Annotated in this window: 14 protein-coding genes; 5 read left to right on the top strand and 9 right to left on the bottom strand. The window is 48.0% G+C overall.

The annotated features are described in order from the left end of the window. Positions 1-2: 2 nt before the first annotated feature. The 7 genes from ABLU95_RS07445 to ABLU95_RS07415 form a co-directional block, all read right to left on the bottom strand. Entirely contained in the window at positions 3-2,126 is a 2,124-nt protein-coding gene (locus ABLU95_RS07445; protein ID WP_087777365.1) for a peptidase domain-containing ABC transporter, read from the bottom strand. Further along, the gene (locus ABLU95_RS07440; protein WP_086075972.1) at positions 2,119-3,405 is read right to left on the bottom strand and encodes an HlyD family secretion protein; all 1,287 of its coding nucleotides are present in this window, start codon (positions 3,403-3,405) and stop codon (positions 2,119-2,121) included. The genes ABLU95_RS07445 and ABLU95_RS07440 overlap by 8 nt, the downstream gene beginning before the upstream one ends. 102 nt (positions 3,406-3,507) lie before the next feature. After that, complete coding sequence (locus ABLU95_RS07435; protein ID WP_023291697.1) at positions 3,508-3,858, bottom strand: hypothetical protein; 351 nt, start codon at positions 3,856-3,858, stop codon at positions 3,508-3,510. 331 nt (positions 3,859-4,189) lie between these two features. Continuing rightward, positions 4,190-5,206 (bottom strand): fimbrial protein, encoded by a 1,017-nt coding sequence (locus tag ABLU95_RS07430; protein WP_080901616.1) that lies wholly within the window; start codon positions 5,204-5,206, stop codon positions 4,190-4,192. 22 nt (positions 5,207-5,228) lie between these two features. Beyond that, positions 5,229-7,772, bottom strand: coding sequence for a fimbria/pilus outer membrane usher protein (locus ABLU95_RS07425; RefSeq protein WP_348879150.1), 2,544 nt, complete (start codon positions 7,770-7,772; stop codon positions 5,229-5,231). 35 nt (positions 7,773-7,807) lie between these two features. Continuing rightward, positions 7,808-8,494 carry a molecular chaperone gene (locus tag ABLU95_RS07420; RefSeq protein ID WP_348879148.1) on the bottom strand — a complete coding sequence of 229 codons (687 nt, stop codon included), beginning with the start codon at positions 8,492-8,494 and terminating at the stop codon, positions 7,808-7,810. Positions 8,495-8,552: 58 nt separating this feature from the next. Then, positions 8,553-9,113, bottom strand: coding sequence for a fimbrial protein (locus ABLU95_RS07415; RefSeq protein WP_004206418.1), 561 nt, complete (start codon positions 9,111-9,113; stop codon positions 8,553-8,555). Between the two features lie 477 nt (positions 9,114-9,590). On the opposite strand from ABLU95_RS07415, the gene ABLU95_RS07410 reads away from it, so the two are divergent. Next, positions 9,591-10,235, top strand: a complete 645-nt coding sequence (locus ABLU95_RS07410; RefSeq protein WP_080901643.1) for a winged helix-turn-helix domain-containing protein — start codon at positions 9,591-9,593, stop codon at positions 10,233-10,235. Positions 10,236-10,365: 130 nt separating this feature from the next. On the opposite strand, the gene epmB is transcribed toward ABLU95_RS07410, so the two are convergent. Further along, positions 10,366-11,394, bottom strand: a complete 1,029-nt coding sequence (gene epmB, locus ABLU95_RS07405) for an EF-P beta-lysylation protein EpmB (RefSeq protein ID WP_261901839.1) — start codon at positions 11,392-11,394, stop codon at positions 10,366-10,368. Between the two features lie 41 nt (positions 11,395-11,435). On the opposite strand from epmB, the gene efp reads away from it, so the two are divergent. The 4 genes from efp (at position 11,436) to sugE (ending at position 12,972) form a co-directional block, all read left to right on the top strand. After that, positions 11,436-12,002, top strand: coding sequence for an elongation factor P (efp, locus tag ABLU95_RS07400; RefSeq protein ID WP_004206421.1), 567 nt, complete (start codon positions 11,436-11,438; stop codon positions 12,000-12,002). A 73-nt stretch (positions 12,003-12,075) separates the two neighbouring features. Beyond that, complete coding sequence (locus ABLU95_RS07395) at positions 12,076-12,207, top strand: entericidin A/B family lipoprotein (protein ID WP_004206422.1); 132 nt, start codon at positions 12,076-12,078, stop codon at positions 12,205-12,207. 157 nt (positions 12,208-12,364) lie between these two features. After that, positions 12,365-12,511, top strand: a complete 147-nt coding sequence (gene ecnB / locus ABLU95_RS07390; RefSeq protein ID WP_004206423.1) for a lipoprotein toxin entericidin B — start codon at positions 12,365-12,367, stop codon at positions 12,509-12,511. Between the two features lie 143 nt (positions 12,512-12,654). Continuing rightward, on the top strand, positions 12,655-12,972 hold the full coding sequence (gene sugE, locus ABLU95_RS07385) for a quaternary ammonium compound efflux SMR transporter SugE (protein WP_004206425.1): 318 nt from the start codon (positions 12,655-12,657) through the stop codon (positions 12,970-12,972). Here the strand turns inward: sugE and ABLU95_RS07380 are convergent. Then, positions 12,969-13,502 carry a lipocalin family protein gene (locus ABLU95_RS07380; RefSeq protein ID WP_032454621.1) on the bottom strand — a complete coding sequence of 178 codons (534 nt, stop codon included), beginning with the start codon at positions 13,500-13,502 and terminating at the stop codon, positions 12,969-12,971. The two genes, sugE and ABLU95_RS07380, sit on opposite strands and share 4 nt — an antisense overlap. Positions 13,503-13,514 lie beyond the last annotated feature (12 nt).

The following is a 13,514-nucleotide window of genomic DNA, read 5'->3' as shown; positions in this document are numbered from 1 at the left end:
TATTAAGCGGTAGCCATCGACTTCGATTGTGAGAGGTCAATAACGCGATCGGCAGATGCAATGGTTGATGGCCGGTGCGCGACAATAATTCGGGTGATACTTAATGATGAGATGGATTGGTTGATAACCGACTCATTTTTTAAGTCGAGGTGACTGGTGGCCTCGTCCATAAACAGGATACTCGGTTTACGGTACAAAGCACGAGCGATCAGGATACGTTGCTTTTGACCGCCGGAAATGCCCAGCCCCAGTTCGCCGACAATGGTTTCGTATCCCATCGCCATCTTCATGATTTCATCATGGATGTTGCAATGTTTGGCACATTCCATTACGAATTCCAAATCGGGGTTATCATCAAAACCACTGATATTATCGATAAGTGAACCTGAAAAGAGACGATCCTCCTGAAGTACGCAGGCGATACCGAGACGATAGTTATTTAAACCAATTTTTTGAATCTCCAGATTATCCGCCAGTATTTCGCCGGAGTCAGGTGAAAGCAAACCGCACATGACTTTCAACAGCGTGGTTTTGCCAACGCCAGATGGGCCAATTAGCGCGACAGACTCGCCTGGGGCAACCGTTATATTCAGATTGGTAAAAATGGGTTGTGAAAAAGGATCGTATTGATAACTCAGGTTCCTGACTTCAAGCATCACGCCGGTGTTTTCTGTAAACACACGTCGGGATGGAAGTTCTTTTTCCGGTTCGCTAAAGGCGATTTCAGATAGACGTTCATTATGAAGCGAGAGCATACGAAGCTGCATCACCAAATCAATGAGATTCGATGCACGTTGAGAAAACTGGCCTCGATAAGCATTAAATGCCATAAACATACCGAGCGTCATCTCGTTATCAATTACCATAATGGCACCCAACCACAGTACCACCACCTGATCGATAGAGGTGATAAAGGTATTAATCCCACCAAACATCATATCAAAGCGAGTTTGCTTAATACCTGCGTTACTGGCATCAACGTTAAGATTCAGCCAATGCTGCGAGCGACGTTCTTTTAAATTTAATGCTTTGATCGTGGAAATGCCATAAAGCGACTCCATAAAGTGAGAGTTAGCACGCGCCCCCTTAACGACCTGCTCTTCCGTTACGCGCCGATAAAAACTATAGGTAGCGAAGCGCATAATCGCATAGCAGACGGTAAAGCCAATGACGACCCAGACTAACCAGCCGCCATATAATGTCAGCATGACTAACAAACCGATCGTCATTATCGAATCGATGATGCCAGTGACGATACTGTTGGTAAAAATTGAACGAATGGTATCCAGAGACGAGAAACGAGACTGGATATCACCTAAGTGTCTCTTCTCGAAAAAAGATAATGGCAAACTTGCTAAATGATCGAATAGCGTTGTTTTCCATTGAATGTTTGTCAACGTATTCAACGTTAACGACGTCCATGCTCGGAGCATGCTAATAAACGTGCGGAATAGCGTGAAAAATATTAAACCAATACAAATAACAGAGAGTAAACTTTCATCGTGCGCCATAATCACATGGTCAGTTACTAACTGTGTACCAATAGGCAACAGGAGGCCAATCGCTTCTACCACAACAGAGAAAGCAAAGATCTTAATCAGCGCCGATTTTAAACCAACAATTTTATGCATTAAATCCAGGAGTCGTAAACGGGATTTCGCCTCCTCTTGTTGGAAGTTATGGTCAGGCCAGAGTTCAAGCGCAACGCCGGTAAAATTATTTGACATCTCACTGATGCCAATGATTCGTTTACCCAGCGCGGGATCGTGAATCACAAATCCGTTTTTCTTTACTTTTGTAAGGACTACATAGTGGTTCATTCCCCAGTGGATGATGCAGGGAAGCTTAAGCTGTTTTATTTCATCGAGGTCGAGCGCTAGCGCACGGTTTTTTAAACCAGCCTGCTCGGCTGTTTTGCTTAGAGACAGCAGTGAGGAGCCCTGTGAGGGGCTACCGAATCGTTGACGAAAATTAAATAAATCGATATTTAACCCATAATAACCACAGACCATCGCCAGACAGGCAACTCCACATTCCGATGATTCTGACTGTAGAATAACAGGCGTTTTGTTAACCAGAGAAAAATTTAGTTTTGCAACAATGGTTTTGAACAATTCGTTAGTCATGGATTGGCCCAGTAATGCTTTGAGTTATCTTATACACAGGGGTAAACATCCACATATAAAGTGGGCGCTCTTCGAGAAATACAACGGCTTGAGCCTTCAGTCCATTAGAAAGCGAAAGCGTTTTACCATTGTAATTAAAGGTTTTGTTTTCAATTTTGACAATGGTTTTATAGAGTGCCAGTTCCTGCTGATTCGTTCCATTATTAACATTAGTGTATTCAGACAGTTCCTGTCGGGATGTCGGGACCGAAGATATTGAAAGTATTTTTCCCGGGAATTGCCCAAATTTATCGGATGGGAACGCATCATAGCGGATGTTAATGACATCACCCGGTTTGACATAAGGTATGCTATTATTAGGTAACCATAAAATAAGATAATACTCTATATCACCAGTGGGTTTGATTTGCGCTAAACTGCTGCCTTTGTCGACCATTTGTCCTTTTGTTACAGCCAGCGATTCAATGCGTCCTTCTGTGGTTGCTTTAATGATGACATTACCATTGGCATTTGATTCAACCAACTGGTTTTTGTAATCATTTATCTGGTTTTCCTGAGATGATATTTGGTTGTCAAAATCTGCCGTTTTTGTGATTTTATCGCTATTCAACTGGGTTACCTGGGATTCCAGTTGCATTTTCTGACTGACCAAAGACTGATAGGTGCTCTGTTGTTGAAAGTATAATGAATGCTGATAGTTATACTGATCTTTGGTGATAAGGCCATCACGAAGATATTTATCGTAACTGGAAAGATTATCATGCATTTTCTTTAAACCAGTCTGCGCATTAACCAGCATGCGGTTAGTTTCTTTTAACGAATCATTGATGGTTTTTAGCTGTTTATCTAAAGATAATCGGGTTTCTTCTTTATTATGAGAAAGTTTGGTGATGATATCTTCAGCGTTCGCAATCTTTTCATTAATGACTTCTATTTGCGCCGTACTGACGTTGCCTGTTGTTGTATTGCGGGAGATGTCAATTTCATATAAAGACTGTCCTTTGGCGACAAGGTCACCGACTTTGGCATATTGGGAAATAACAAATCCTTGCTGTGGCGCATAAACATTGACAGAATGAGGTAAAGTAATAACTTCCCCACGAACATCAATGCGTTGGGTAAAGGTACAAAATATTGTGGTGATTATTAGAATGGCTAGAAAGGCAAATGAAAGTAATGCAATAAGCCATGCCGGAAGCCCTGCTAGCAGCAAAGCCTTTCCTTTCCAGTGATGCTTTTTGTATTCGATCGCTTCCTTGCGATAGATTTTTCTTAACATAATTATCACTTACATAATGAAATGAAAAGGCCCGATATTTCAGGCCCTATTTACTTAATAAAGAATGTCAACAAAACGTTGAGCAACCAGCTGAGGCGTAAATTAATTGCTCCAGAAGTTTAATGTTCCATCATAAACGGCATCCATTACACCTGTTGCATAATCCAGAGTCATATCCCAGCCAACGATACCTGCAGCAATACCAAAGCAGACGCCACCAGCTACTAAGCCAAACAACATACCTACACCCTGACCGATTGCGCCAAAGCCGAGAAGACCACCACCAGCCCCGCCCCAACGTCCAGCGAAAGCTGTCCCAAAAATCGCCCCCAGAGAGGCGCCCAGAGCGACGGCGCCTGCTTCTTTAGCAGCCCAGGTCATAATATCGGTAAGAGTATCAGTCAGCGCGCCGCCAGAAATCTCTTCCATTTCAAATACAGTTAATTGATGCATGATTAGTCCTTTAACTAAAATTAAAATTATATGTTCAATCCAGACCAGAAGTTGGTCCGCAGAGAAGATAGTCGTTGCTGTAGTATGAATCAACTCAACTTAATGTGAATTGTTGATGAAATTTCAGATTCATTCTGAATCTAATCTAATTATTTTACAGATTCATAAAGTAATATTAATTTTAGCAAGTTAAATTAAGCTGTTATTATGGGTGTGATTCAAATTGTAGTGTGTTACTTTCATACGTACATATCATAATGCTTTTGATTATGTATGGGTAAATAAAAAAGGTGGATATCATTATCCACCTTTTATGAGATTATGGTTCTCTTTATTCCTCCTGAACTACTACCTCTAGTATCGCTTTTACATGCCCGGCCGAGACTTCAGCGCTGTTGTCGCTCATTCGGTAATAATCGGCGGTAAAGTTAATTTTTTGTGATGCTTGAGCGCTGGCAAAACTGTATGTCTCTGCGTCATAAAATATAACGGGACTATTGTCTTTTTTGAAGATAATGCCAACGTTGCTTGCTGCTCCGCCTCCTGTTAGCAGATTATCGATGATGCCATCCCCCGCAGGACTGGTGCCGCTAACTGGGTTAAACCAATAGTAAAGTTTATTACCAATTGAACCCGCTGGGCATGAAACGTCCATTGTGATAGTTTTCTGTGATGGGGTTGTGCCACCCCGAGGGATTGACATTAATGTGTTTTTTTCAATTGTATTTAAGGTGATTTGGCTCGGTCCAGACACAGAAATATCACACGAGGTCGCCTTATAAGAAATACTCTTGAATTTCAGAGACGCAGTCATTAACAGACGATCTGCCGCCCTGGGGTTGGTGCTTAAGTTACCCGCTGAGAATTTAAATACTGGATTGGTACTGACGCCGGATGTATCAATGACAGGTTTTGTTTTTATTAACCATACTGTCATAAATTTGTAGTCATCATTCGACTCTAAAATTGGCACAATCGTAGATTGTGCCACTGCGGGTTTAATTGAACCATGCTTGCTGTCCAGAATATCTGAAAACTGAAAACCAATACCATCAATCCCCGTTTCATAGACCGGTTTTCCCATTATACCCGTGACACCAGAGACCTCGGGTGCGGATGAGGTAATGATATACTGATCACCCATTATCTTGCTGCATTCAAAGGTTTTATAGTGTCCGGTACCAACTTTTTTGGTATACAAAACTGTACCTACGGGTATTGTTGGATCCGTTGCGATTTTAGGACTTAAGTTAAATACTGCTTGCCCAGCGGAACCATCATAATCGCATTTGGCAGCTGCTTCACAACAACATAATAATATAGATAGAAAAATCAGTGTTTTTCTCATTCTTTATTGTCCTTGGTCAATATTAGCGACAAATTGTTTCGATTTGACTGATGCCAGCCGCTTTGCCTTCCCTGGCCGGTAAAGTAAAGGAAGCATTGCACTGCTGCGCCGCGCTTTTGCCCCATTGCACGTTAAGTATTCCGGTTTGCTGCAGGCCGGACATATAGACCATCCCGGCGTCGCTGACGATGCTTGGCTGTGCCTGGCTGCTCCCGGCGAGTAACACCATCGCACCATAAGGTACGTCCTGGCCGCTGGCCGTTTTCAGATGGACAAATGCGCGCTGGCCGATATTACCGGCATAATTGGCCCGTACGATGGCGCCGCGTGTCGGAACGACGCTCTGCGTGGTTTCCGGAAGCTCCATATCTTCGCCAAGCGAAGTACTATCGAGGGTGATATCGGTGCGACGATAAGGCGTGACATAAGGTACGATGGCGTAACCACGATAGTCGGTGGTGATGGTGTTATCGTTGGCCAGCTTGACGTTATCCAAACCTGGGGCCTTAACCAGTACGGCGGCATCGGTGATGTCCTGACCAAGCGTGACCCCATCGGCATGAGCGACAATGCTGCCGTTGGCGCCATAGTCTATACGCTCGCTACCGCGATCGTAGCTGTAACCGGCATTGACGCTGCCGCGAGCACCGTTATAGGTTGCGCGCATATCGCCGCTGTAGTATTCCCGGTTGCTGTATCCTTGCTGCAGGCTCCACTCCAGGCTGTCGTTATCCAGCGCGTTACCACCGATGGAGACCGACTGATCGGTAGACCCCGGATTACTGTTGGTTAACTGATAACTGGTATAGGTGCCCGGTAGCCAGTTGCTCAGCGGCAGCGTGACGGTCAGCGAGATACGCTGATCGTCCTGGGCGTCTTTCCCGGAGTTATTCCCGCTCCAGGTATAGCGGTTATAGCTGTACCCGAGGTAATAGTTTACATTGCGGAAGCCACCGTTGTACCCCACGCTGATCGACTTGTTGGTGCGCTTATCGTCCCAGTAATCTTCAATCAATCCACTGATAGACAGACTGCCGAGGCCTTTACCCAGGCTTTGATTCAGCGTCAGATTGGTGCGGTTGCGCAGCGAGCGAGGAGTATACTTGCCATCATTAGAATAGCTATCTAACACTTCAGAGAGGGTATTAAATCCGCGGGTGGAATAGCGGTAGCCAGCGATAGTCACGTTTGTACCGGTTTCGATAATATTTTTCCCGTAACGGACACGCCATGACTGCCCAGAGGTCTTTTCGTCGTCTTTCATTTTTGACCAGGCCTGGGTGACGTCTGCCGAGGCGGCGCCAAGCTCGCCGAGGTTATAGCCGAGGCCTGTTGACAGCGCCTGATAGCGCGATGCGGCCTGCACCCCGCCATAAAGCGTCAGGCTGCTGGAGACACCGTAGGTCGCGGTAGCTTGCGTAAAGGGCGTTTCATCGACCCCGCCGTCGTAAGGACGATATTTACCAGACGTAATTTCATATTCCAGCTGATCTTCACGGACCATCACCGGCAGCGTAGCGAACGGTACGACAAACTCCTGCTTAGAACCGTCGGACTCTTCCACGGTGACGTAAAGGTCGCCGCTACCGCCGCTCGGGTACATATCGGTGATTTCAAACGCGCCAGGCGCCACGTAGGTCTGGTATACCTGGTAGCCGTTTTGTTTAATAAAGACACGGGCGTTGGTTTTGGCGATACCACGGATAATCGGCGCATAGCCGCGCATACTTTCCGGCAACATTGATGTATCGGTGGCCAGTTGAATACCGGTAAACGGTACACTGTCAAAGATGCCTGAGAGTGACGAGCTCTCACCCATCAGCAGGTTACTGTTGATGGGACGAATGCTGCGCTGCATGTAGAGATAGGCTGAGTCCCAATCACCCGCATCGCCGTTGTTTTTATTCCAGGTGCTGAGGTTACGGATACGCCATGGGCCAACGTTGAGGCCAGACTGCAGGTTCAGGCTGTAGTATTCGTCATTGGCCTGCATGTCGTTTGAGCCGCTGAACTGATAGTTCACCAGCAGGGCGTTGATGCCGTCATCAAACTGATCCGGTGGAATATATCCCTGCGCGGTGGTAGATAGTGCTGCCTGCGGAATGGATATATTCAAGCGCTGGACGGTAAAGTCGAAATCCGCTTTGGTATCCGGGATGACTGAAAGATTGGCGCAGCCGTTTTTATCCTCGACCAGTTCGGGAAAGGCTTTAACCCGTACGCCATACTCTGCCAATGTTTTCAGGCTCAAACAGGGCACCAGGGCGGGCTCTCGATTATTCCCAGTGGCACGGCTATTCGCAACAAACTTCATTGTCCTGGTATCCAGATAGCGACCATTAAACATGATATCTACCCGATAATCCCCTGGCGCCTGTGCGTTCTGCGTCTGGAAAATAGATAAGTCGGGAGTGGTTGATGGATCGCTACCATTCAATGAGCTAATGAATGAGGGATCGAAAAAGTCACGTGCTTGCGCTTTATTATTCAAACCAGAAAGCAATGCCGGAAGCATTGCGAGGAAGACCGCGGATAGTTTGAATAATCCATTATTCTTATTTGGCATAGACACATCCCTATAATGATAAAATAAAATTCTTATTACAGCGATGAGGAATAGAGCGATCCTGCTCCGCCATAATCATTAACTACTTTCCAGTTGACGCTGGAGGCATTGATATTTTCTTTTAATGTCACTTCTTTGGTCGTCATTGGAGCGACCGAGTTGACTTCCGGCTTCACTTCTTTGCTACCAATCTGAACACTATGGAAATAGAAGAAAAACGGTGTAGGATTTTTAATCGTCAGTTTTGTGCCTGATTTCCGCCATTCGAGTTTTTTGGCTTCAATGTTTGGATAAAGGTCGAAAAGTGCTTTTGGACGATAGACCAGACGCATGCGGTGGCGGACCGCCAGTTGAATAGTATTGGCGTTGGCTTTCTCATCGTCCGCCGGCGGGATGGCCATCACGTTAAAATAGTATATGGATTCCCGGTCGTTCGGGGCATTGACGTTTCCGGTAGAAAATAGACGCACGGTATTCTGCTGCTTACCCTCAAGGCGGAATAACGGAGGTGTAGCCATAAAAGAGGGCGTTTTCCCTGCCGGCGCTTCAACCCAGGATTTAATCAGATAAGGGATGTCATCTTTATTTTCGATTTGCGCGGTGATTTCACGCGCACCTTCTTTATAGAGGTAGCGTGTGGATTCAATCACAATACCAGCATGGGCAATACTACTGAGGAGTAATGCACAGGATGCGGTGATATTTAATAAGTTCCTGAACATGGTTTTTCTCTGAATGCGAAAAAGGGCCCGCTGTGAAGCGGAGCCCTTCGGGGAAAAATTAGAGGGTATAATCGATAGTAAAGGTCGCAACACCTTTAACCGGACCTTCGGTAACCGGAGTCGCGGAGTTCACTTTCACATAACCAGTGGTGTACTTCAGCTGAGTGCCGCCAGCTGCAGTGTAGCTTTCGGTCATGAGGTCAGAACCGTCGAAGCCTACGCGGTGTGCATCACGTACGCGCTGGATACCGATACCAATGCCGGTAGCGCCGCCAGGTGCGGTGTTGTCCAGGATGTTAGCGTTGCTGGAGGCACCGGTCACATTGACGGTTACAGCAGTAACCGGAGTGGCGCTACCCTGTGCGCAGTCTTTCACGTCAAAACCGAAGTCCTGAGTTTTAAACAGAGCACCAGCCGCTTCAGCATTCGCTTCGGTAGTGGTCACGGTCATCAGCTGAACGATACCGTTGTTCAGGGTACCCGTCGGAGTCACGACGCAAGAGTTAGCTGCATCAGAGACTTCACCCAGTACAGTTACCTGAGCGGTGTTGGTTGCCATTACCTGAGCACTCAGAACTGCAGAAGCAGCGACCATTACAGCTACGATTGTCTTTTTCATTTAATTAATCCATATATAGATACTTAGTCCTGTGTAGAATCGATAACAGTTATCATGGGAATGGAGTATGCAATCCTATTGATATTGAAAATAAGCGCCAGCATTCCTTATATAGTGCTGAAACCTACCTTCCTGTTGAACGACGCTACAATATCACTTGCCATAGCGAACCATGGAGAAGCGGGGGTAATTTAAAAGTCTGGTGCAAAAAATGCTTGTGAATTCTTGATGAAGTACGCGTGAATTTAATAATGACCTTTTCTAATGAGATGTTGAGTTAGGTTGAGATAAATTTAATCCGAAAATGTGGCTTTTAAATAAGATAACTATCGCTTGTCATTTTTTATGCGGTATCCTCAAAGCTGAAGTTCAATGTGAACTGACCCCGCTTCTGTCTGAAGCGATAATGTTCACGCCATGGTTTAGCTGGGATTATTTATTTTTGTTATGGATAATAGGGTTGCGTGGGGCAAGGATATGGATGACATTGCATTATTTAATGGCTGTATAATTAATCAGGAGATTATATTTAATGCCAATATGAATGAGCTGCGACCGCTTGCCGGGAATGGGGAGAGCATCAGCCTCAATGCGCCTACCGCCAGATGCTTGCTGCTGCTATTGCAGAATTGCGGCAAAGTGATTTCTCGGGATGAATTTCTGGCGGCTGTATGGGAAACACGGGGAGTGGTAGTTTCGCAAAATACATTTTATCAAAATATCTCTTTGTTGAGAAAATCGCTGCTCAAAGCCGGACTCTCTGAGGATATCATTATCACCGTCAGGCAAAAAGGCTTTAGCGTCGCCCCGGATACTTTGGTTATCCCGCTCTCGGATGAAGAGTGCGAGAATATGAATCGGGAAAGATTAACGCATTTTCACAGTAGTAAAACTGCTGATATCATTTTCAATGATACGGGAAAAACTGACCATAAATTAAGTCTTCCATTACCAGTGAATTTAGCAATCCAGGAGAGTGATAAGCGGGAAAATAGTGTAAAGGTGGCAGAGAAAGTATCGGAACGATTACATATAACCTTTAAAGTTCCCACCTGGTTAATCGCGCTGATTGTCGTGATGATAGTTATTAATGTTATCGTACTGATCGTGTTACATCGATAATACGCCGCCATTGGGGTTTATATTGAGAAGGTAACGGTAAAGTGGATTGCCGAGTATTTTAGTCCCAACCTGACGGTGTATTCATATTAAGATGTCTGCCAGCACGACCTGGCAGACAAAGGAGGGGGAGCTAACGCTGCTTCAGTCCTAAATCCAGCGGCGTCTTGCTGGGTTCGCCGCCGATCTCTCGCGCCAGCTTCGGCACCATATAGCCGGAGATGAGGGTCAACAGTTCACGCATGATTTCACGGGCTTCATCATCGCTGACCATAAAGTGTGCCGCCCCTTGTACCCGGTCCAGCACGTGCAGGTAGTAGGGCATTACCCCGGTATCGAATAGCGCATTGCTGAGATCGGCCAGGGTTTGCGCGTTATCGTTCACCCCGCGCAGCAGCACGCTCTGGTTAAGCAGCGTGACGCCCGCCTGACGCAGCATGGCCATCGCCGCGCGAAACTCGCCGTCAATTTCATTAGCGTGGTTGACGTGGTTAACCAGGATCACCTGCAGCGACGAATGGTGGAAGCGGCTGGTCAGCGTCTCGGTGATGCGCGCCGGGATCACGATTGGCAAGCGGCTGTGAATACGCAGACGCTTAACGTGCGGAATGGCTTCCAGCTGGGTCATTAGCCAGTCAAGCTCATGGTCCTTCGCCATCAGCGGGTCGCCGCCGGAGAAGATGATTTCATCAAGCTGCGGATGCTCAGCGATATAGTTCATTGCCGTCTGCCAGTTGCGCCTGGTGCCCTGATTTTCGGCATAAGGGAAGTGGCGGCGGAAGCAGTAACGGCAATTGACCGCGCAACCGCCTTTCACCAACAGCAGGGCCCGGTTGCGATATTTGTGCAACAGGCCGGGCACGACGCTGTGCTGTTCTTCCAGCGGATCGGTGGAGTAGCCGGGGGCGACGATAAACTCCTCTTCGGCGGTAAGTACCTGACGAAGCAGCGGATCGTCAGGGTTGCCTTTCTCCATTCGGGCAATAAACGCGCGCGGGACGCGCAGCGGGAACAGGCGTCTGGCCTCACGTCCGGCGAGCAGTTTTTCATCAGCGTCTACATTTAAAAGACGCAGCAGTTCATCAGGACTGGTCACAACATTGGCAAGTTGCGTTATCCAATCTTCTCTGGATGGGGTATTTAGGGTTACAATATGCGCCATTTTGTGGCTTAGCTACCAGTTAAACAATTTCAGAGGGCCTTATGGCGACTTACTATAGCAACGATTTTCGTGCTGGTCTTAAAATCATGTTAGATGGCGAACCTTATGCGGTAGAAGCCAGCGAATTCGTTAAACCAGGTAAAGGCCAGGCGTTTGCGCGCGTTAAGCTGCGCCGTCTGCTGACCGGCACCCGCGTTGAGAAAACCTTCAAATCTACTGATTCTGCAGAAGGCGCGGACGTTGTCGATATGAACCTGACTTACCTGTATAACGACGGTGAGTTCTGGCACTTCATGAACAACGAAACCTTCGAACAGCTGTCTGCTGACGCGAAAGCGATCGGTGACAATGCCAAATGGCTGCTGGATCAGGCTGAGTGCATCGTGACCCTGTGGAACGGCCAGCCGATCGCGGTCACCCCGCCGAACTTCGTTGAGCTGGAAATCGTTGAAACCGACCCAGGTCTGAAAGGCGACACCGCGGGTACCGGTGGTAAACCAGCGACCCTGTCTACTGGCGCTGTGGTTAAAGTGCCGCTGTTCGTCCAGATTGGCGAAGTAATCAAAGTGGATACTCGCTCTGGCGAATACGTATCCCGCGTGAAGTAATTTCACGTCATGATGACTGGCGCAGCCTCTGTGCTGCGCCGCTCTTTCTGTACTGGCACGACGAGCACGACACATGAAGCGCAGCGTAAAACTCCTGGCGTTACTGTTTCTGAGCAGCGCACTGCTGTCTGGCTGCAATACCGCCCGCGGTTTCGGTGAAGATATTCAGGGCCTGGGTCACGCCATCTCTCGCGCTGTAAGCTGACTTCCTTCCGTTTCGCCTGCCGCGATCGCCTTTCGGTGCGCCTGCTTCCTTCACGAATACTCCTTTTCTCTTAAAAAACGCAAAGATCCCTTCATCTGTGGACGGTTTGTCTATGCTTATAGGGCATGAAAACAAAACTGACACTAAGGATGACATTATGGTGAAAAAAACGATTGCAGCGTTCTTTACGGTTTTGGTCCTCTCTTCAGCACTGACCGCTTGTAACACCACGCGCGGTGTGGGTCAGGATATTTCAGAGGGCGGCAGCGCAATCTCTGGCGCAGCAACCAAAGCTCAGCAATAACAGCCTTCGACGGTACGGTTTTGCGCCGTACCGTTCTTCACTTCCCCCATCCTGTTGGATATACTCACTACGACTTTTCATCCACCTTACGGGACGACCCGTAAGCGTTTCTCATCCGGGGACGGCCCCAGCAAAGGAGCCTTATGTCCTGGATAGTCTTATTTATCGCTGGCCTGCTGGAAGTAGTGTGGGCCGTCGGCCTGAAATATACCCATGGCTTTAGCCGCCTGGTTCCCAGCGTCATCACCATCGTCGCGATGGTCGTCAGCATGGCGCTGCTTTCATGGGCGATGAAAACCCTGCCGGTGGGTACCGCTTACGCCGTCTGGACGGGGATCGGCGCCGTGGGCGCCGCTGTGACCGGTATCGTACTGTTAGGTGAATCCGCCAGCGCTATGCGTATCGCCAGTCTTGTCTGCATCGTGGTCGGCATCATTGGCCTGAAGATCAGCGCGCACTAGTTGTAGCGCTGATTGACCCAGACCAGTTTGCTGATATCAAAACCCTGCCGGGTGGCAATATCCAGCATCTGCTGCCTGACTTCCGGGGCGATGGTGGGGGCTCGCGCCAGTAGCCAGAGATAGTCGCGGTCGGGGCCGCAGACCAGCGCGTACCGATACTCCTTATCCAGCGCAATGACGTTATAGCTGCCATAGAAGGGGCCGAAGAAGGAGATCTTCAGCGCGGCGCGGCTGGGCTCGCCGGTAAAATACGCCACCCCGTCCGTTTTCTGCCACATGTCGCGGTCGGGGTTATAGCCTTTATTGACCACGTCCAGACCGCCGTCATCGCGCGGCTGCCAGGCGATCGTGACCTTTTCAAGCCCGCTTTCAAAAGGATGGTCGAAGCGGGCGATTTCGTACCAGGTACCCAGATAGCGCTGAACGTCGAAGGGGGTGACCACGGTGACGCCCGGCGGCGGGGCAGGGGTGCTGCAGGCGACAGACAGGAACGAGACGGCGACCGCGGTGATTATCGGCAGGATACGCATGGTATGCTCCTT

Origin of the sequence: Klebsiella sp. GG_Kp146 (assembly GCF_040061975.1) — a bacterium.
GTDB lineage: Bacteria > Pseudomonadota > Gammaproteobacteria > Enterobacterales > Enterobacteriaceae > Klebsiella > Klebsiella quasipneumoniae.
The sequence above is the reverse complement of the archived record's forward strand: the minus strand, read 5'-3'. Positions and strand labels throughout refer to the sequence as shown.